The sequence below is a fragment of the Treponema sp. UBA6852 genome, from assembly GCA_002449305.1.
Taxonomy (GTDB): domain Bacteria; phylum Spirochaetota; class Spirochaetia; order Treponematales; family Treponemataceae; genus Treponema_D.
The window spans coordinates 20,022-40,643 of record DKDI01000010.1; the positions used below are offsets into that span (position 1 = coordinate 20,022).

At 38.5% G+C, this 20,622-nt stretch carries 19 protein-coding genes and 1 tRNA gene; 10 read left to right on the forward strand and 10 right to left on the reverse strand.

Features of this window, described 5'->3' with window-relative positions:
• Positions 1–24: 24 nt before the first annotated feature.
• From B3209_RS02745 to B3209_RS02770, 6 genes are all read right to left on the reverse strand, one after another.
• Positions 25–771: an RluA family pseudouridine synthase gene (locus B3209_RS02745; RefSeq protein WP_296662250.1), complete on the reverse strand. Its 747-nt coding sequence runs from the start codon at positions 769–771 to the stop codon at positions 25–27.
• A 45-nt stretch (positions 772–816) separates the two neighbouring features.
• Positions 817–1,587, reverse strand: a complete 771-nt coding sequence (locus B3209_RS02750) for an ABC transporter ATP-binding protein (protein WP_296662249.1) — start codon at positions 1,585–1,587, stop codon at positions 817–819.
• Positions 1,575–2,543, reverse strand: coding sequence for a FecCD family ABC transporter permease (locus B3209_RS02755; protein WP_296662248.1), 969 nt, complete (start codon positions 2,541–2,543; stop codon positions 1,575–1,577). The genes B3209_RS02750 and B3209_RS02755 overlap by 13 nt, the downstream gene beginning before the upstream one ends.
• 8 nt (positions 2,544–2,551) lie before the next feature.
• On the reverse strand, positions 2,552–3,394 hold the full coding sequence (locus tag B3209_RS02760; protein WP_296662247.1) for an ABC transporter substrate-binding protein: 843 nt from the start codon (positions 3,392–3,394) through the stop codon (positions 2,552–2,554).
• Complete coding sequence (gene pyrE / locus B3209_RS02765; RefSeq protein WP_296662246.1) at positions 3,391–4,080, reverse strand: orotate phosphoribosyltransferase; 690 nt, start codon at positions 4,078–4,080, stop codon at positions 3,391–3,393. The genes B3209_RS02760 and pyrE overlap by 4 nt, the downstream gene beginning before the upstream one ends.
• An 85-nt stretch (positions 4,081–4,165) precedes the next feature.
• Entirely contained in the window at positions 4,166–6,592 is a 2,427-nt protein-coding gene (locus B3209_RS02770; protein WP_296662245.1) for a GH36-type glycosyl hydrolase domain-containing protein, read from the reverse strand.
• Positions 6,593–6,874: 282 nt separating this feature from the next.
• On the opposite strand from B3209_RS02770, the gene B3209_RS02775 reads away from it, so the two are divergent.
• The 10 genes from B3209_RS02775 to B3209_RS02820 all read left to right on the forward strand — a co-directional run bounded on the left by B3209_RS02775 (position 6,875) and on the right by B3209_RS02820 (position 16,893).
• Entirely contained in the window at positions 6,875–8,179 is a 1,305-nt protein-coding gene (locus B3209_RS02775) for an ABC transporter substrate-binding protein (RefSeq protein WP_295798647.1), read from the forward strand.
• Between the two features lie 157 nt (positions 8,180–8,336).
• On the forward strand, positions 8,337–9,296 hold the full coding sequence (locus B3209_RS02780) for a carbohydrate ABC transporter permease (protein WP_295798645.1): 960 nt from the start codon (positions 8,337–8,339) through the stop codon (positions 9,294–9,296).
• A gap of 15 nt (positions 9,297–9,311) precedes the next feature.
• Complete coding sequence (locus B3209_RS02785; RefSeq protein ID WP_295798643.1) at positions 9,312–10,151, forward strand: carbohydrate ABC transporter permease; 840 nt, start codon at positions 9,312–9,314, stop codon at positions 10,149–10,151.
• A 24-nt stretch (positions 10,152–10,175) separates the two neighbouring features.
• Positions 10,176–11,771: a glycoside hydrolase family 43 protein gene (locus tag B3209_RS02790; protein WP_296662243.1), complete on the forward strand. Its 1,596-nt coding sequence runs from the start codon at positions 10,176–10,178 to the stop codon at positions 11,769–11,771.
• A gap of 116 nt (positions 11,772–11,887) precedes the next feature.
• Entirely contained in the window at positions 11,888–12,901 is a 1,014-nt protein-coding gene (locus B3209_RS02795; protein WP_296662242.1) for a LacI family DNA-binding transcriptional regulator, read from the forward strand.
• 52 nt (positions 12,902–12,953) lie between these two features.
• A tRNA-Gly gene (locus B3209_RS02800) sits at positions 12,954–13,024 on the forward strand.
• Between the two features lie 39 nt (positions 13,025–13,063).
• The gene (locus B3209_RS02805) at positions 13,064–13,375 is read left to right on the forward strand and encodes a YbaB/EbfC family nucleoid-associated protein (protein WP_295798630.1); all 312 of its coding nucleotides are present in this window, start codon (positions 13,064–13,066) and stop codon (positions 13,373–13,375) included.
• Between the two features lie 3 nt (positions 13,376–13,378).
• Positions 13,379–13,966, forward strand: a complete 588-nt coding sequence (recR, locus tag B3209_RS02810) for a recombination mediator RecR (RefSeq protein WP_013700337.1) — start codon at positions 13,379–13,381, stop codon at positions 13,964–13,966.
• A 57-nt stretch (positions 13,967–14,023) separates the two neighbouring features.
• Complete coding sequence (locus B3209_RS02815; RefSeq protein ID WP_296662241.1) at positions 14,024–14,992, forward strand: hypothetical protein; 969 nt, start codon at positions 14,024–14,026, stop codon at positions 14,990–14,992.
• The gene (locus tag B3209_RS02820; RefSeq protein ID WP_296662240.1) at positions 14,989–16,893 is read left to right on the forward strand and encodes a hypothetical protein; all 1,905 of its coding nucleotides are present in this window, start codon (positions 14,989–14,991) and stop codon (positions 16,891–16,893) included. Before B3209_RS02815 ends, B3209_RS02820 begins: the two co-directional genes overlap by 4 nt.
• Here the strand turns inward: B3209_RS02820 and B3209_RS02825 are convergent.
• Genes B3209_RS02825 through B3209_RS02840 form a run of 4 tightly spaced genes read right to left on the reverse strand, consistent with a single transcriptional unit; the run spans position 16,890 to position 20,506 of the window.
• On the reverse strand, positions 16,890–18,158 hold the full coding sequence (locus B3209_RS02825) for a M48 family metallopeptidase (protein WP_296662239.1): 1,269 nt from the start codon (positions 18,156–18,158) through the stop codon (positions 16,890–16,892). The two genes, B3209_RS02820 and B3209_RS02825, sit on opposite strands and share 4 nt — an antisense overlap.
• A complete protein-coding gene (gene rsmG, locus B3209_RS02830; protein ID WP_296662238.1) occupies positions 18,155–18,817 on the reverse strand; it encodes a 16S rRNA (guanine(527)-N(7))-methyltransferase RsmG in 663 nt (220 codons plus the stop codon). Before rsmG ends, B3209_RS02825 begins: the two co-directional genes overlap by 4 nt.
• Before the next feature lie 2 nt (positions 18,818–18,819).
• Positions 18,820–19,710, reverse strand: a complete 891-nt coding sequence (locus B3209_RS02835; RefSeq protein ID WP_296662237.1) for a hypothetical protein — start codon at positions 19,708–19,710, stop codon at positions 18,820–18,822.
• A complete protein-coding gene (locus B3209_RS02840) occupies positions 19,697–20,506 on the reverse strand; it encodes a hypothetical protein (RefSeq protein WP_295799510.1) in 810 nt (269 codons plus the stop codon). Before B3209_RS02840 ends, B3209_RS02835 begins: the two co-directional genes overlap by 14 nt.
• Between the last annotated feature and the right edge of the window lie 116 nt (positions 20,507–20,622).

A 20,622-nucleotide genomic window follows, 5' to 3' on the forward strand; every position in this document is an offset into this window, starting at 1 on the left:
CGCATGAATTTTTTTTAAGATTTTTTATGCCAGAGGATCTACCTTGAAAATTTTTGCAAGCTGATTTCTTACTGCGTCCAGGTCTTTTGGATAAGGAGCTGTAAAAACAATTTGCTCGCCTGTTTTTGGATGCGCAATTTCAATTGAATAAGCATGAAGCGCAAGTCTGTTTAAAAGAGGTCGTTCTTCGTAAACATCTCCGTTCCATTTTCGTTTGATGTCGCTAAGTCGGACGGGTTTTTGATTTCCTGAATAAAGAGGATCGCATACAATTGGAAATCCCGTGGACTGAAGATGAGCGCGAATTTGATGTGTTCTTCCAGTTTTTGGAAATGCCTTTATCCAAGTGTAAGGTCCGCAGTTTCCTACGACTTCAAGATAAGTTACGGACGGCTTTCCAAATTTTTTGTTGATTACAGTTCTGTGCCTGTCATCTCCATCTGGAAGAAGCGGAAGGTCTACTGTAAAATTGTCCCAAGCCGGATGTCCGTTTACAAGGCAATGATATATTTTTTTTACAGTTCTTTCTGTAAACTGCATTGAAATGTTTCTATGGGCTTCTGGAGTTTTTGCGTAAATTACAATTCCGCTTGTGTCCTTGTCAATTCTATGCACTGCAAAAAGGCTTCCGAATTCCTTTTCTGCAAGAAGATCCAGTCGCGGAGCTTCAGCATCGTATCTATCTGCGGCAACTAAAAGTCCGCTTTTTTTATTTAGTACAACAATTTCATCGTCGCTGTAAATTACTGTGTAACTAGGAGTTGTTTTCATAAAGTTATTTTAGCGGATTTTCTGTTTTTTACCAAGAGCGTTTTTTTAGAAGACTGCCAATGGAGTTTTGTAAACTGGATGGGTACAGATTTCTATATTTGCATTGTATGCTGCACAAAGGTTTTCTTTTGTCATAATTTGTTCTGGAGTTCCATAAAGACAAGGTTTGAATTTTGGGAGAAGCGCGATTTTCTGTGCGAACCTGGCGGCTGTATTTATATCGTGAATTGAAATAAGAATTCCAGTATTTTTTTCTTTTGCAATTGATTTTAAAAGAGATAAAAGCTCTTCTTGGTAAGTAAAATCTAGTCCTGCTACAGGTTCATCTAAAAGCATAAATTCTGTTTCTTGCGCAACGGCTCTTGCAATTCTAGCTTTTTGAAATTCTCCGCCTGAAAGTTCCAGAATGCTTTTGTTTGCCAAATTTTCTACATTAAGCTGTTCTATTGCTTTTTCTGCCGCATAAAAATCAGCTTTTGAATAGAATCCAGTAAAGTTTGTGTGCGGAAATCTTCCTGTAAGCACAATGTCTTTTACGCTGTAATCCCATGTCGGAAACTCTTTTTGCTGCATATAGGATACAGTTTTTGCTCTTTGTTTTATGTTAAGGCAAGAAATGGGTACAGATTCCTTTATATTTCCAAAAACTGGCTCTGTCTGTACCCCTGCCATTATTGAAAGCAATGTTGATTTTCCGCTTCCGTTTGGCCCTGAAAGACAGATGAACTCTCCTTTTTTTATAGAAATGTTTATGTTAAAAAGAATTTGATTTTTGTTCCAGCCTGCGTTGAGGTTGCAAACTTTTAGTTCATCCATTCTGTACCTCTTTTTTGCGAAAACAAAAGTGAAATAAAAAATGGCGCACCGAGTATTGCTGTAACTGTACCCACTGGAAGTTCTGCCGGGGAAATTATAGTTCTGCAAATGGTGTCAGAAAGAAGCAAAATTGAAGCGCCTGTAACCATTGAAAGAGGAACTACAGTTTTTGCCTTTGCTCCAAAGATTTTTCGTGTGATATGTGGCGCAATCAAGCCTATAAATCCTATTGTGCCGCCGGCGCATACTGCAGCAGAAACTGCCAATGCTCCAGAAATTAAAATTATAAGCTGAAGTTTTTTTACAGAAAGTCCTAGTGAAATAGCGTTTGTTTCGCCGCAGGAAAGAATGTCTAGTTTGAATATGCAAAGGCAAAAAATTACAACTGCACCCAAAAATGGTGGCAGAATAAACAAGAGTTCTTCCCAGCCCCTTCCGCTGAAGCTGCCTAGCATCCACATATAAATAGAATGAAGCTGCCGGTCATTTATGGAAAGCAAAATTGAACTGAATGCGGAATATAATGTGCTAAGCGCAGTTCCGCAAAGCAAAAGTGTTGACGGCGTTTTTTTTCCGGCTATGGCTATTACAAGTGCTCCAGAAATCAGTGCGCCCAAAAAAGAGCCAAACTGCAAGGACGAAAAAAAAGTTGTATTGAAAATTCCTGCGCAAGAAGCTAAAACTGCTCCCAATGTTGCGCCGGAGGAAACTCCCATTATTCCTGGTTCTGCAAGCGGATTTCTAAAAAACAACTGGAACACAGAGCCACTTCCGGCTAAAGTTATGCCTGCGATAAGGCAAAGAATTGTGCGTGGAAGTCTTATGTTAAAAAAGACTATTTTTGAAAAACTGTCACCGTTGCAGAATACTTCTGAAATCTTTATTTGTTCAGCTCCCAGAATCAAAGAGAAAAATATGCTTGCTGCAAATATTATAAACAGTGATGCTTTTTTCATTTAATGCTTTAATTGGATAGTTTGCTTAATGCGAGCACAGCTTCTCCTATTCTAGGACCTGGCCTTGAAATTAAATCTGCATTAATGGTAAAAATTGAATTGTTTTTTACAGCCGGTATTTTGTTCCAGCCACGGCGCATTTTTATATCTTGCGGTTTTATGCCGTTTGCATCTGGCAAAATTATTATTTGCGGCTGGCTTGCTATAATTGACTCTTCGCTTACCATTGGATAGCTTTCTTTTACTGAAGCGAATACGTTTTTATAACCTGCGGCTTCTAAAAGTTCATTTATAAAAGAAGATTTTCCTGCTGTCATAAAAGGTTCAGCCCAAACTTCATAATAAACTGTTTTTATGGGTGCAGATTTGGGTACAGAATTTATCTGTTGTTCTATGTGCTCAATGATTTTTTTTCCTTCATTATGCTTTTCAAGAAGATTTGCAATATAAAGGATTTCTTGCTTTGTCTGGGAAATTCCGTTTGCGGCATTGCTTAAAAAAACTTTTATGCCAAGGTTTTCTAGCGGCTTTTTAAAAAAATCATGCATTCCTTGCGAGCCGTAAATAAAATCGGGGGAATATGAAAGTATTGTTTCTATGCTTAATGTTTTTCCGTCAAATCCGCCAACTGAAGGCAGGCTTTTTAATTTTTCCGGGTAGTCGCAGTAATCTGTTCTTGCTTTTATTTTGTCAAAACTGTCCAATGCGCATAATATTTCTGCACCCGAAGGCGAAAGGCATACTATTTTTTGCGGTGAAAATTTATCTTCTGCACCCAATGATAAAAGGGTACAGATTGAAATTACTGCGTAAAATGCAAAAAATTTTAATTTTTTAACTGGAAAATTCAATTATTTGCACCCCATTCACTGTAATATGCGTCAATTTCCTTTTTTATTTCGTCAGTGATGATTTTTTTCTCTCCGTTTGTGTATAAACTTTCAACAACATCTGCCATTGAAACTATTGCACGTGCAGGAAATCCGTACTTTTCTGTTATAACGTCAAGGGCGGCTTTTGTGCTGTCAGGGGCTTTTTCCATGCGGTTTAGGCTTACTATTTCGCCTACTATTTTTATTCCGCCAGGGATTGTTTCCTGCGCCTTGATTTTTGGGTAAGTTTCTTCAATTGATTTTCCGGAAGTTGTTACGTCTTCTATTATCACAACCCGGTCTCCGTCTTGAATTTTGTATCCTAGAAGAGAACCTTTGTCTGCGCCGTGATCTTTTTCTTCTTTTCTGTCTGAGCAATATTTGATTTCTTTTCCGTAGAGGTTATGGTATGCGATTGCTGTTGTTATGGCTAAAGGAATTCCTTTGTATGCAGGTCCAAACAAAACGTCAAAGTTGTCTCCAAAATTGTCATGGATTGCTTTTGCATAAAATTCTCCAAGACGTGCAAGCTGGCTTCCTGTTGTGTATGCTCCTGCGTTCATAAAAAATGGAGATTTTCTTCCGCTTTTGAGTGTAAATGAACCGAATTTTAGAACATTGCACTCAACCATAAAATCTATAAAGTCTTTTTTGTATTGTTCCATAAAGAAATTTCCTTAAATTGTTTAGTTTTAATGTAAAGGTGTAAACTAACGGTAGTTTTTAGAACTATCGTTAGTTAAGATGTTTTTACATACGCTCGTTTTCTACAGGAAGTGCATTTTTTCCCATTATGGCAATGATTGTGCTTCCGTCTTTTAAAAGTTCAGCTGGAATTGTTGAAGAGTCAATGCGTTTTCCGTCTACTTCAATATATTCAATTCCTTTTGAAACATGCGAAGGATTTTTTACTTCAATGTGAAGATTCATTTTTCTCCAGCGACGTTCAACTTTAAATCCGTCCCAGTCATGCTTAATGCACGGATCTATTAAAAGCCCTGTGTACTGCGGACGAATTCCAAGCATATACTGCGTGATTGAATAATAGTTCCAAGTTGCGGCTCCAGAAAGCCAAGAAACTCTTGTGTTGCCCGGACGTTTTGAATATGTGGAATAAGTTGTCTGTCCGATTACATAAGGTTCGCTCTGGCGGATTTCTGCCTTTGTGTTATATGCGGCTGGAAGAGCGGCTTTGCAATATTCGTAGGCTCTGTCTCCGTTTCTGTTCATGATTTCAGCAATAACGCCCCAACCTTGTGTATGATTGAAAATTCCGGCGTTTTCCTTGATTCCCGGAAGATATACAACTGAGCTCATTATGTCGCGGCTTGCGTAGATAAATGGCGGCGCGCAAAGCATAAGTCCGTAAGGAGTTGCAAGTTTTTCTTTTACAGACTCAAGGCAGGTTTTTACTTGTTCTGGAGTTGCAGCTCCTGAAAGAACTGACCAGACTTGTGTGTTGAAGTAAATCTGTCCTTCTTCAATTGACTGAGTTCCGTAGACTGTTCCGTCTTCTGCGATTGCCCAGATAAACCATTTTCCGTCCCAGCATTTTTTTTGGATGTTTTCATCAAGTTTTTTGCGCTCGCTCAATGCCCATTCAGCTTCGTCGTTTTTTCCGAGGCGTTTTGAAATATCTGCGTAAGTTGTAAGTCCGAGTCTAAGCTGGAATGCAACAAAAAGGCTTTCCCCGTGATAGCCAAGCTTAAGACAGTCGTTCCAGTCGGCAAGAAGGCCGCAAGGCAATCCGTCTTTTCCCATTCTCTCAAGGTTGAACAAAAGAGCCTGCTTTAAATGTCCGTAAACCGTAGCTTCGCCTTTGTCTGCATAAGGAACTATGCGGTTGAAGAAATCAAAGTTTCCAGTTTCTGCGACAAAACAAGGCACCGCGTTAAAGAACCACTGGCAGTCGTCTGAGCGGAATTCTTCTGCTGGAATCATTTTTTGTTTCCCAGCTTCAAAGTCCTTGCTTATTACAGGTAATGCGCCTCCGTTTGAAAACTGTCCGCTTAAAAGCCGAACAAGTCGTTCTTCTGCTTCCTGCGGAATTGCCGCGCTTACACCAAGAATGTCCTGAACTGAATCCCTGTAGCCAAGTCCGTCGCGTTCTCCGTTGTAAACCAAAGATGCGGCTCTTGACCAGGCGAAAGTTATAAGGCAGTTGTAAAGTCCCCACATATTCACTGTGTGGTTTATATCTTCGTCCGGCGTAACTGCTGAAAAACTGTCTAGTTTTGAATGCCAGTTTTTTACAAGCTTTTCAAATTCTTGATCTGCGCGTTCAAATGTTCCAAATTCTTCTACAGTTTTTTTGCCTTCAACATTTGCGTCTCCGATTCCAAGAAGAACCATTATTTCTTTTGTTTCTCCCGGATTTAATTCTATGTCAGCCTGAACTGTTCCGCAGGAATTGTCTCCGAACGCTTCTGAATTTGAGCATTCGCCTTTTAGAACTGCGGCAGGCTCTTTGTAGCTTCCGTAAGTTCCGATAAATGCTTCGCGGCTTGTGTCGAATCCTGTCATTGGCGCGCCGGCAAGAGCCATCCATTCGCTCATGTAGTCGTTAACGTTTGGATTTTTTTGATGCTGAATGTAAAGATTTTCGTGTATTGAATAACGCAGCATATTTGGCGCGGATTTTTCACCTTTTACGATGAAAATCGAATACTGCAAATTTACTTGGTCTTGCGTTGTGTTCCATTGGTTTGAAAATTCGCAGTAGCTGAATGCGCGGAGCTTGCGTTTTTTGCTGCCAGTATTTGTAACTTTTAGACGCCAGTATTCAAATGTCTGTCCGAGCGGAACATAGTATTTTGTTTCAGACTTGATTCCTTCGTATTCAGAAGTGATTTTTGTGTATGCAGTTCCGTGGCGGCATTCGCTTTTAAATTTGTCCAAAGGTTTTCCTACAGGTTGCCATGAAGCTGACCAGTAGTCGCCGGATTCCATGTCGCGCAGATAAAAATAGCGGCCAGGCTGATCCATTGGAATTGAATTGAATCTAAGGCGCATAAATCTTCCTTGCGCTCCAGATTTGTAAAATCCGTATCCACCTGCGTTGTTTGTTATTACAGCTCCATATTCAGTTGAGCCAAGATAGTTGCTCCAGGAAGTCGGTGTGTCTGGACGTGTAACAACATATTCTTTAGCTTCGTCATCAAAATATCCGTATTGCATTCTTTTCTCCGTAAAATTTACTTTTTCAAATCATAATGAATTTTTACATTTAGTAGAATAGAATTTTCTGCGGAATTATGGATTTTAGAAAAATTGTAAGAATTTATAAAAAAAATGAATTTTTTGTTTGACAAATAAAAGAAACGATGATAGCCTAATTTTTAGGAAACCGGTTGCCACGTGATTAAGTTCACACGTCCTTCTTGGCGGCCGGTATTTCTATTTAGGATGGCTGGATTTTTCCGGCTAATATTTTTCATAATGTTAAAATGGAGGAAACTTATGAAGAAAACTTTTGCAGTTATTTCTGCGGCAATGATTGGAGCTTTTGCTTTTATCGGGGGGGGGTGTTCTAAAGATAAAGCGCCTCAGGGAAAATCAGATGCAAACAACAAGCTTGTAGTCTGGTCTTTTACAGATGAATTGGACGGAATGATAAAAAATTATTTCCAGAAAGATTCTCGTTTTGCAGGAAAATATGAAATTTCATATTCACTTACACCTACAGACCAGTTTCCGAATAAGCTAGATCCTGTTTTGGCATCTGGCGCTGGCTGTCCTGATGTTTTTGCTTTGGAAGATGCTTTTGTGCGCAAATACATTGAATCAGGACTTTTGCTTGACATTACAGATATTTACAATGAAGTAAAAGACAAGGTTTATCCTTATCCTGTAGAAGTTGGAACTTACAACGGAAAAGTTTACGGAATGTCATGGCAAGTTACTCCAGGCGCAGTTTTCTATCGCCGCTCGCTTGCAAAAAAATATCTTGGAACAGATGATCCTGCTGAAGTTCAGAAACATCTTGCAAACTGGGACAAATTCCTTGAAACTGCAGAGCTTTTAAAGCAGAAATCAAGTGGCGACTGCTATATTGTTTCTTCTACAGGCGATATGTTCAAACCTTACAGCGCAGGCCGTGCATCTCCTTGGGTTGTAGATGACAAGCTTGTTATTGACCAGAAAATGTACGACTACATGGATATGTGCAAGACTTTGCATGACAAAGGATATGAAGGCCGTGTTGGTCAGTGGTCAGAAGGCTGGTTCGCAGGAATGAAAGGAACATTTAAAGATGAAGCAGGAAAAAACAAAGAAATATTCAGCTATTTCCTTCCAACTTGGGGACTTCACTATGTTCTTAAGACAAACGCTCCGGAATCTTCTGGAGACTGGGCAATGTGCGCAGGTCCTGTAGGCTATCGCTGGGGCGGAACTTGGGTTGGCGCATGGAAAGGAACAAAAAATCCTAACGCTGCAAAAGAACTTATAAAATACATTGCTACTGACGATGCATTCCTTGAGGCTTGGGCAAAAGATACAGGCGATGTTGTTTCAAACAAAAATGTTGTTGAAAAAATCAAAGACAGCTATGCAGATCCTTACCTTGCAGGACAGAATCACTATTCAGCTTTTGCACAGATGGCTGAATCTGTAAACGGAAAGCTTTCACAGGGAACTGACCAGGCTATTGAGTCAATTTTCTCTGAAGAAACAGCAGCTTATGTAAATGGTGAAAAGACAAAGCAGCAGGCTCTTGACGACTTCAAGGCTCAGGTTTCTTCAACACTTTCACTTTCTTTGTAAAAATATAATTTGTGCCTGATGCGGTTTTTACTGCATCGGGCTTTGCTTAGGATTTATCAAATCCTAAAACGGCTGAGTCAAGTTTTTTTGCGTAATTGTATCTTGACCAGACGTCTTTTGCCCGGTTTCTGCCGGAAAATTTTTTGGAGGTTTCAAGATGAAAAAAAAATCCGGAATAGAAACCAAGACAAATAGAAACGGATACTTTTTTGTTTTGCCTTTTATACTGGTTTATGCGGCTTTTCAGTTATGGCCGATTTTGTATACATTGATTTTAGGATTCAGCAATTTAAAAGGTCTTCGCTCTGACTTTAGTTTTGTCGGATTAAAGAATTTTCAGAAGCTTGTAAATGATAGATATTTCTGGGGAGCCGTAAAAAACACTTTTATAATGTGGGGCTGCAACTTTGTTCCTCAGCTTGGAATCGCATTGCTTTTTGCAATTTGGTTTACTGATGTAAGATTGAATTTAAAGGGAAAAGGCTTGTTCCGTGCGGTTTTCTATATGCCGAATCTTTTGACAACTGCATCTATTGCGATTCTTTTTAGAAGTCTTTTTGCTTATCCGGTTGGACCTGTAAATCAGTTTTTGACAGGAACTCTTGGAATCTGGTCTTCTGGAGTTGTTGACGGCGAAGTTGTAAAGCAAGGATTCAATTTTTTTAGAATGCCAAATGCTTCACGCTTGATTGTTTCTTTTATTCAGTGGTGGATGTGGTGCGGTCATACTTTGATTATGCTTATGGCTGGAATTACAAGTATTTCACCTTCTTTGTATGAGGCTGCTATTGTTGACGGAGCGAATAACCGCCAGCAGACTTTCTATATAACATTGCCGCTTTTGCGCCCGATGATGCTTTATATTCTTGTTACTTCAATGATTGGCGGAATGCAGCTTTTTGAAATTCCTTTCTTGCTTACAGGAATGCACGGCGAGCCTGACTTTAAGATTAGAACGATGTCAGTTTATCTTTACAACATGGGATTCCAAGGCGGAACAGATTATTCTTATGCCGCTGCAATTGCGATTGCTATATTTATTATCACAATTATTTTATCTCTTGGAATAAATGCTCTTGTAAAGGAGCGTCCTGCAAAATCCCGCAAGGAAGACTAATACAAGGAGCTTGCTATGAAATATAAGTATGAACTTTCATTTAAAAGAACTATTTTATATGTGATGATGGTTTTCTTTGCGCTGCTTGCTGTTGTTCCGATTTATCTTATGCTTGTGAACGCAACAAGAACGAATGCGCAGATTAACTCTGGAATTTCTCTTTTGCCAGGAACTAATACTTTGCAAAACTGGAAAAATCTTACAAGCCGTTCTTTTAAAATCTGGCGCGGATTTGGAAACAGCGCGGTTATTGCGATTTTTTCAACTGTGCTTGGAGTTTATTTTTCTACATTGACAGCTTATGGAATTCAAGTTTATAAATTTAAAGGAAGAAATTTGCTTTGGGGATTTATTCTTGTTGTAATTATGATTCCTGGAACTCTTTCGTTTATTGGATTCTATCAGTTTATGGCGAAAATTCATCTTACAAACAGCTTTATTCCGCTTATTGTTCCTTCAATTGCTTCGGCCGGAACTGTTCTGTTCTTGCGTCAATATATGGAATCAATTCTTTCATTTGAACTTATTGATGCTGGAAGAATAGATGGAGCTGGTGAATTTAGAATTTTCAACACGATAATGCTCCCGATTTTGACGCCGGCAATTGCGGCGCAGAGCATTTTCTCTTTTGTTGCTTCTTGGAACAATTTTATGACGCCGTTTGTTCTTCTTTCAGATCAAGATAAATATACTTTGCCAATGCTTGTTCAATCTTTGCGTGGCGATATTTACCGCACAGAATATGGTTCAATTTATCTTGGAGTCGCAGTTTCGTTGATTCCGATTCTTGTGTTCTATGCGTTTATGTCAAGGTATATTATTTCTGGAATTACAATGGGAAGCGTAAAAGAATAAAATAAAGACAGAGGTAAATTCATTATGAAAATTTATAATCCTATTCTTTCCGGGTTTCATGCCGATCCTTCAATTGTAAATGCGGCTGGTGAATGTTTTATTGCGAATTCTACATTTGAATGGTTTCCGGGAGTTGAGCTGCATCGTTCTAAAGATATGAAGACATGGACTTCTGTTCCTTCCCCGCTTTCTGAAAAACGTCTTTTGGATATGGCGGGAAACAAGGCTTCGTGTGGAATTTGGGCTCCATGTCTTTCTTATTCAGATGGAATTTTTTATCTTGTTTTTACAAATGTAAGAAGCTGGAACGATGGACCTTGGAAAGACTGCCCGAATTTTTTGACTACCGCTGAATCTATTGAAGGTCCGTGGTCTGATCCAATTTTTATGAACGCTTCTGGATTTGACGCTTCATTGTTCCATGATGACGACGGAAGAAAATGGTTTGTGAACATGGAATGGGATTATAGGCAGCAAGGTCCGCGCCAGTTTTCTGGAATTCTTGTTCAGGAATATGACTGCAAGGCAAAAAAACTTGTTGGAAAAGTTCATAAGATTTTTTTAGGAACAGACATTGGGCTTGTAGAAGGTCCGCATCTTTATAAGCGCGACGGATGGTATTATCTTGTTTGTGCAGAAGGCGGAACTAGCTATGAACACGCAATTACTTGCGCAAGGTCAAAAAATTTGTTCGGACCTTATGAAGTTCATCCTGCAAATCCGCTGATTACTTCCTATGGCTATGACTGCAAAATAAAAAGAGCCGGGCATGGTTCTTGGTGCAAGTCTCCAGACGGAAAAAAAGATTATTTGGTTTACCTTTGCGGCCGTCCTCTTGAAGGAACTGAACGTTGTGTTCTTGGGCGCGAAACTGGAATTGCAGAGCTTGAATGGAAAAATGGCTGGCCTTGGGTAAAGCAGCCTGATGGAACTTTAAAGAATTGTCCGCCTGATTATATAGAAATAAAAGGGCGCGGAATTATTGCTCCTGGATGTGGCGTTGTCCATGCTGCTGAAAAATATACGTTTAAAAATAAAGATTTTTTAGCGGATTTTAAAACCTTAAGAATTCCTTTTGATGATAAAAGATTTTCAATTTCAGAACGCTCAGGATTTTTAAGAATTCGTGGAGGGCAATCTCCTGTTTCTTGCTTTGAGCAAAGTCTTTTAGCGCGCCGGCAGACTGATTTTGATTTTGTCGCAGAAACTAAAATGGAATTCAGTCCGGAAAATTTTCAGCATTTTGCAGGAATGGTTTACCGTTATGATGAAAAGTCCCAGTATCTTTGTGTTGTAACGCAAAATGAGCAAAAAGGAAAAGTTATTCAGGCTATGTCTATTATGCCGGAAGGATTTTCTCGTGAAATGGAATGTCCGCTTGATGAAGAAAAACCTGTTTGGATAAGGCTTGAAGTTCACAAGAAAACTGGATTTTTTTATTGGTCTCAAGATGGAAAAAATTTCAGGCAGATTCGCCCGCTTCTTGATGCTAGCAAACTTTCTGATGAGTATGGAATGCAAGGATTTACAGGAGCGTTTGTGGGAATGTATTGTGCTGACTTGATTTCTTATAAGAAATTTGCAGACTTTGAATATTTTTCCTACAAGAAACTAGACTAAATATTTTTCCGCCTTTGTTTGAATTAGGATGAACAAAAATTTATTTTTAAAAATCTTGAAATTCTTGTTCATCCTAGATTAAGATTAGAAACAATTTAAATGGAGGCGGAAAATCAATGGTTACAATTTACGATATTGCTTCAAAAACAGGTTATTCTGCCCCTACAGTTTCAAAAGCTCTTAATAAAACGGGCGGCTTAAGCGATTCAACTAGAAAAAAAATTCTTGATGCGGCAAAAGAATTAGGCTATCGTCCAAATATAACAGCCCGCACCCTTACCACAAAAAAATCCTTTTTAATAGGAATAATTTATGAAGATGCCGACATGCAAAGAGGTTTTGATCACCCTTTGTTTGGAAAAATTCTTAATAAATTCAGGGACGGATTTGAACTTGCCGGATACGATTTGATTTTTATTTCCCATGCTCCAATTGGAGAAAAAAAGTCTTATGTTGAGCATTGCTATCACAGAAATGTAGATGCGGTCGGAATTATAAATCCAGTCAGCGCGGATAGTGAAATTATGGAGCTTGCAGAATCAGACATTCCTTGTGTTTCAACAAACTTTATAATTCCTGGAGTTCCAACTGTTGTAACTGCAAATGTAGATTCCGGATATAAAGCCGCTTCATATTTTATTGAAAATGGACACAAAAAAATTGCTTATATCGGCGGAACTTATTCGCAATATAATATGGCTGCAATTGATCGCTTGGAAGGATTAAAAAACGCCTTTAGAGATTTTGGTCTGAAATATGATAAATCTTATGTGAAATTTTGTCATAAATGGTCGCGGGCAGAAAGCCATGATGCTATGAAAGAGCTTCTTGAGCGGCATGACGATATTACCGCAGTTTTTGTTGCAAATGACAATATGGCGGTTGGTGCAATGGAATATGTAAAATCAATCGGAAAAAGAATACCAGAAGACATTTCTTTTATTGGTTTTGATGATGAAATGATTTCCGAATTTTATTCTCCGCCTTTGACAACATTCAGGCAAGATATAAAAACAATCGGCGAGCTTTCCGCAGAAATTCTTATGAACCGCCTTGTTGGAATTCCAGTGTGCGAATGTGTCCGTGTTCCAGCTGAATTTATAGAAAGAAAATCAGTGAAAAAACTTTAGCATTTGCCGGGTGTTGAAAAAATAGCGGAATAACATTATTCTTTTATGGCTTGCGGTTATCGTATATCGGTATTACACAGGCTTCCCAAGCCTGATAGGCGGGTTCGACTCCCGTTGACCGCTTGTTTTCAGCATATTCTAAAGACTTTTCTGGAGAAAACAATGAATCCTTTTGATATGGTAAAAAATCTTGCGGGAATGCAGAGCCAGCTTAAGGCAGCGCAGGAAAAGCTTGCAGAGATTGAAGCCGAAGGTTCTTCCGGCGGAAACATGGTGCAAGTTACAGTAAATGGAAAATTTGAACTTGTGGATATAAAACTTGATCCTATCTGCGTTGACAACAGAGATGTCCCTATGCTTCAGGATTTAATAAAAGCCGCTCATCATGCTGCCCTTGAAAAAATGCAGGATGAAATAAAAAATCAGCTTGGACCTATGATGGCAGGAATGAATATTCCGGGAATGGGCGCGTAAAAAATGAACGCTCTTGATGAGTTGACAGAAAGTTTTTCAAGGCTTCCTGGAATCGGAAAAAAATCTGCGGCTAGAATTGCAAGCCATCTTTTAAAAACCGACAGCTCTTTTAATATTCGTTTTTCAAATCAAATTTTATCGCTGCAGGAAAGAATAAAACCTTGTTCCATTTGCGGCGCCTGGACAGAAGAAGACCCCTGCCCTATTTGCTCTGACATTGCAAGGGATAAAACAATTCTTTGCGTTGTTGAGCAGCCTCAAGATGTTGCAACAATCGAAAGCTCGCATGAATTCCATGGATTGTTTCATGTTTTGGGTGGAGTCATTTCTCCTCTTGAAGGAATTACACCGGACAAACTTAGAATTTCCCAGTTGCTTGAACGTGTAAAGCTTGGCGTTATAAAAGAAGTTATTATTGCAACAAATCCGACTGTGGAAGGCGACACGACTGCTCTTTTTATTCAGCGTGTTTTACAGGACACTCAAGTTGTTGTTACGCGGCTTGCTTCAGGGCTTCCGGCTGGCGGCGACTTGGAATATGCGGACAGGCTCACATTGGCAAGAAGTTTTCAGGGACGCGTTAAAATTTAGCATTGCGGCTCTTCAGATTTGATTTTATCAGTTATCCGTGTTATTCTCTAAATATATATGAAATTTATTTGTTCCATAAAAATTTTTGCCGCCTACATCGCTATTGTTATGCTTGGTCTTTGCACTGGCGCGTTTCTTTATATGACTTATTCGCTTTGCACAATTCTTGTTGCCGGGCAGAAATTTTCCGCATTTAGTTCAGGATTTTTTTTACAGGGAATTTTTGAAGTTTTGCCGGCTGTGCTTTCGTTGTGTCCTGTTTTTATTTCTTTCTATTTAATCCGGCATAAAGAAATTCCTTGGTATTCAGTTCTTGTCTGCATGATTTTGCATTTGTGCCTTTGGATTTTTTTTATTCCGGCGTTAAAAGAAAAACTTGAAATTTCAGTTTATAAAAATAAGGAAATGCAAGCCGCGGTTTCTCTTTCGCCCGGATATTTTAGAACTTCGCAAGACAACCGCTATGTTTTGTATTATTCAGAAGTTGACTCAGAAAACAACGCTTCTGGAATTTGCATTGACAAGTCAAAGTCAAACGGCAACGTTTTTACATTCAGCTCGGAAAAGCCTGAAATTTTTCAAGATGAATTTTCAGATCCGCTTATAAAAAATACAGTTGAAGTGCCGGTTCTTCTAAGACAGATTTTAAAGTATTTTCAAAAATTTACGGAAGCTTCATATTCAAGATGCTCTGAAAATTTTGTTTCCTGGATAATTTTTTCTTCAATTATTTTGGCTTTTGCTTCTGTTGCCTGGATAAAAAATATTTCTGCTTGGCGACTTGTAAATGTGCTCTTTATTTTAATGGACTACATTTTTGTTTTCTTTTTGAACTTTTTTATTTTGGGCGCAAACGATTCTTTGTTTCAGAAAATTCCGGTATTGATAAAATCAGTTCCAGTAAAATCATTTTTAGTTTGCGTTATAAATATTTTTATTTTTGCTGCGGCATTTGTTTTGTGGCTGATTTCAAGACTTGTAAATGAAAATTCGCCAGAGCCAGCTTACTACGGAGATGACTTATGAAAAAAGTTATTTTTATTACCGGAATATACACGGCAATTATTTTCGGTCTTTGCCTTTTGATTTCTGTTTTTTTTATTCCGCGTCCTGAATCTTTGATAATCGGAACAGAAAAATCTTTTGTTTTTTATTACGGACTTTATATTTTTTTAGTTTGCCTTCCGGGAATTCTTTTAAGCGGATTTACGGTTTCTTGCGCGGTTCTTTGGCAGAAAAAAACTGGAAACAGTCGCTCTAGATTTTCTCCTGCGATGTTTTCAAGATTCAAACTTGTTTTGTTTTCATCGCTTGTTTTTATTCTTTTTCTTTCGCTTAATGAAGAAATTTTCAAGCTGTCTGCAAAACGTAAAATTGATTTTATAAAGGAAGCTCCGTCGGATTTTTCAGATGCAATTTCTATTGCCGGGCATTTTTTGGAGCAGAACCAGCCGATTCTTGCGCTTCAATATGCAAAAAAAGCAGTGGAACTTTCGCCAAAAGATACAGATGCAAAAAGAGTTTTAAAGCTTGCCGAGGATTCCGTTGATCTTCTTATTGACAGCGAAATTCATGGAAAGAAAAATTTGCCTGCTGCGGAAAAAGTGAAAAAGCCGCTTCATGTAAAAGACAAGGGACACACAATTCTTGAGCTTTTGGAAAAATCTGATTCTGCGGCGCAAAAAAAACAGTGGTTTGACGCTCATTATTGGGCGAGCCTTGCAGTTGAAGCTTGCGATGGAAAAAATACGAATCTTGATGCGGCAGTTGAAAAATCAAACTATGCCTGGAAAATGCTAAGCCTTCCAGTTGAATTTGACAATTCTGCTGAGCGTAATTATTACAAGATAAAAAAAGACGGTTATGTTGCTTTTTCCCGCGGAGATTTTTTAAAGGCGTATTACACTTTTCTTGGCTTAAAAAACAATTATGTTCAGGCTGCCAACGATCCTGACGTAAAGAAATTTCTTGCGCTTGCAGAAGAAGATTTGGAAAACCAGTATTTCTTTTTTGACGAAACAAAATATATAGAAGAGCTTTCAGACAGCCATAAAGTTTATTTTTCACTTGATTATCCTGACGGCTCAAAAAATGTTTTTTATATTTCGAATGCGATGGACATAAAAAAGGAAGGTAGCCTTGTCCGCTACATGGAAAATTTTAATGTTGTGCATTACGATGAAAACGGAAAATTTGTTTATTCATTTTTTGTTCCGTTTGCAAAAGCCGTTGCCCAGCCTGTTTCTGAATTCGGAGAGGAAAATCTTGCGCTTTTGGGAATTGAAAAAAAGTGGGAATATGTTCCGTTTGTTATTCTTCAGTCTGTAGATAGAAATACGGAAGGCTTGGTTTCGCGCCCGGTTTATTCTTATGAGCCAACTGGACTTTCTGAACTTGATGCGAAGAATCTTGGAATTAAAAATCCGCAGAAAAAAGAACATTCTGCAGAAAAAATTCCTTTGAACATAAAGAAGGCTTCATCAATGATTTTGCCGATGCAGTTTTCTGATTTCAACCTTATAAATGCGGCTGCTTCCGGGGCAAAAGAAATGCCTCTCCCTGTTTTATTTAAACTTTTGCCTAGGGCTTCTGGATATGGTTTTTCGCAGGAAGTTTTTGCACAGAATCTTGTTCAGCGCGGAACTTTTCCTTTTATAATGCTGATAATGTTTGTCTTTTGCGCATGTATTGGCTGGAACTACAGAATTGAAAATCCAGATGAAATTTTTAAATTCAAATGGACTCTTCTTATTCCGGTTTTTGGTTTTATTATGGTTGTTGCCTTTTACATTGCGCTTTACTTTTTTAATATGCTTAGCTACGTTTTGGTTGGACTTTTAGGAACAAATGCTGTTTTTGCGGCGGCGGCTTTTTATATTCTTATATTTTTTGCTGCTTCAGTTTTGTTCCTTTCGCGCAAAGCCTAGTTTTCCAAAGCTTTTATTCTTTCCATTAAAGGCGGATGGCTGTAGTTGAACACTGAATAAATTTTGGGCGGCTCAAGTTCAGAAAGATTTTCTTTGTTCAGCTTTATAAGCGCGCTGATTAACGGCTGTGAAGTTCCGCACATTTCTTTTGAATAAGCGTCCGCCTGAAACTCATCTTTTCTGCTAAAGAAATTAGAAACAAGAGAAACAATATTTCCGTAGCCTTCAAAAATTAATCCAATAAACAAAAGTCCCAAAGGCTGAATATAAGGCGCAACATTTTTTATTGGCTCGCATCCAAATGCTGAATAAAGAGAAGGTAATTTTGCAATTAAACTTGCCGCCAGCAACGAGACAAATACAAGCGGAATCATAACAATCATTCTTTTTGCAATGTGATGCTTTTTGCAGTGTCCAAGTTCATGCCCAAGAACTGCTTCAATTTCTGAAGGCTCAAGCTGTTTTATTAGCGTGTCGTACAGGACAATTCTCTTGTTTTTTCCAAAGCCTGTAAAATACGCGTTGCTGTGGTTGCTTCGTCTTGAAGCGTCCATTGTAAAAATTCCAGAGGTCTTGAATCCGGTTTTTGCAAAAAGCTTTTCAATCCGCTCTTTTATTTCGCCTTCCTCAAGAGGAGAAAATTTGTTGAAAATAGGCGCAATTAGAACTGGATATATGTAGCTTATTCCAAGTGAAAATGCAAGATAAACTATGGCAAACAAAAGCCACCATATTTTGTTAAAGCAAACTATAAGGGCAACAGCTGCGCACAGAATAGGAATTGTTATTACTGCGGATAAAACTGTAGACTTTACAAAGTCCAGAATCCACATTTTAAAATTCATGTTGCTGAATCCGAATTTTTTTTCTATGCGGAATTCTTTATAAAGGGAAAATGGCAAATTTATAATAAAAGACGGAATTCCAGAAACAATAGAAAAAAGAATCACTGTTGCAAAAACGTTTGCTGTAAAGCCGTAGAAATTTTCATAAAGAAAAACATAGAATCCCGACAGAACAAGAGCAAGCTTTAAAATAAAATTCAAAATGTTTGAAGGAATCCACAAAAAATATTTTGTATCTTCGTAAGCGCAGGTTTTTTCTAGCTCCTGGACATTTACAAAATCTTTTAGCCGCTCTGGAATTTGCTTTCCGTACTTTTTTCTGTAAAAGAAATCTGAAGCTTCAAGAAACTGATTTAATGCAAAATCAAAAACAGTTCCTGCTAGAAATAAAATAAAAAAAACAGACGAATTAAAAATCATTTTTCCACCACCACAAGATTTCTTTCGTGATCTTCAAGGAAAGGAACTTCCAGCTTTATTTTTTTATACGACGGAACAAGGAATTTTACAGACTCCATTTCTGCAGAAATTTTTTCTGCTCTTGCTTTGTATGCCACAAGAATTCCGCCTTTTTTGAGCATTCTTAAAAGAAGCTTTGTGTTTTTTGAGTCAAATGGATGAAACGCTCGGAACACTTCAATGTCAAAGGATTCGGGCTTTACTAAGTCAGCCTGAATGCAGTTTACTTTTACATTTGAAAGTTCCATTTTGCGAATTGCGTTTTCCAAAAATCCGCATCTTTTTTCCATCCGTTCAACAAGTGTAAAATTTTGCTCAGGAAATGCCACCGCCAAAGGAATTCCAGGGCATCCGCCGCCAGAACCTATGTCTGCAATTTGCAATGCGGCAATATTTTTTTTCTCTTGAATTTTATAAATAAAAGACGCGATGCTTGGAGACGCCGCAAGGCTGTCAAGAATATGGTTTACCGTAAGTTCGTCTGCGGAGTCTGCTTTCATAAGATTGTAAGTCTTGTTGAATTCAAGAACGCATGAAATGTAAGTTTCAATCTGGCTGATTTGATTTTGTGAAAATTCCAGTCCTAGTTTTTTTAAGCCCTCGTTAAGTTTTTCGTTCACGCTTATTTTTCTCCAAGATCAATTAAAAGTTCTAGTTTCCAGTTTGGCTCTTCTGTGCGCATTGAAACAAAATTTCCAACTCGCATTGCAGGAAGATTTTCAAATTTTGAAAGCTGATATAAAAATGAATTTTCATTCAGGAAGTCTTGCGTTACATTTGCTGCGGCCTTGTAGTTTGAACTTCCGCTTTCACTTGGAGAACTTTTAAATAAAATATGGAAAGTTTCCGTTCTGTTTTTTCCGTCGCTTGAATAAACTCTGTCGCCTGTAACTAAAAAAGTTCCGTCCAGCTGCACTTCCGAAATATAAATTTTGCGGCAAGTTCTTAAAATGTCGTAGCCGTTTACACTGAACCTAAGAAGCCGTGCCTTGGATTTTTCTGGCAGTTTTTCTTCTTTTGCAGAAGCGGCTGAAACTTCGAAAGTTTTTTTATTTTCGTTTTCTTTGCCTGACTCATCTTTGATTTTTTCAATTTCAGCAAGAATTTTATTTAAAAGAATTTTTGTTTCCTGTGAGTTGTCCGATGACGAAAGTGAAAATATCATGGAATTTATGTCGCTTGAAAACCCCTGTTCTTTTAAAAGCGAAATATCTTTTGCAGTCAGCGCGGATAAAATTTTCTTTTGCACTTCGTTTTTTGCATTTGAAGATTCTGCATTTTTATTTTCTGATTTTGCCTTTTCTGACTGGCTTGAATTGCTTTGGCTTGTGTTTTTGCTGTATTCAGGCTTTAAAACTGAGCCGGGAGAATAAAAGCCGTTGCCAATTTCCGGGGAAGAAACTGTTGGCATGGCAGGAGATGCAATGGAGCTGAACGATGTGCTTTGTGCTCTGGCATTAAAAACTGCGGCTGCGGTTAAAGCAAGAACAAAACTTTTTTTAGAGATTTGCAAGGCTTTCCTCCACAAATTCCAGGCGATGGGTAAGCTCGTTTATTGTCTTTGTGAGCCTGTCGCGCTCTTTTTCAAGCTTTTCTTTTGGGTCGATTTCTTTTGCCTTTTTCTTCATCATGGCAATTACGCTGTCCGGGCTTTTTCCGCTTTTAATTGCTTCCACAGCCTTTGCTTTTTCGTCAGGCTTTTTGCAAGCCGCTACAATTTTCATGTTGTCGAATCCGAGTGCAGAGTCTTCGTCCGGAAGCAAGCCGACTTTTGAAGCGCTCTTTGCCGTTGTCCGCGGAATCTGAAGAATTCTGTCCAAGTAGTCTTCGTAGCGGATGTTTGCCTGCTCGCAAAGCGCGTGGGCTTTTACAAGGCTTCTTCCAAGCTCATGCATTATGTGTCCGTTCGGCTCAATGTATTTTTCGCGGATTTCTTTTGTAAGCTGCTCAAGTTCCGGGGAAAGAGAAACGTCCAGTTTGTAGTAATTTTTTTCTTCCGCAATGTCCAAAAGCGCATGGAATTTTGCCCAGAAATAGTTTGTGTGGCTTTTTGATTTTATGGGAGGATTTTTTCCGCCTGAAAGCTCTATCTGCTCTTCGTTTATAAGATGATGGGTGTATTCGTGGATTGCTGTGTAAACAAGCTCGTTTTCTGTCTTGAAATTCTTGTTGTGAAGAAGAATTTCCCTTGTTTCCGGCTTGTAAAGTCCGTTTACCCGGCTGCTTTCCTTGCCTGTCATTGTTACAGTGAATTCAAGATTTGAAGGCTGAATGTCCAAAAGCATATTTTTAATTGATTCGTTGTCCATAGATTTTGTATTTTAATGCAAATGAGCCGTCAGTTCAATTCATAGGCTGAATGTCGAGTTTTATTTTTTCCTATCATTATCGGGCTTGCCCCTGCGATGTTTCTGAAAGAAACTCG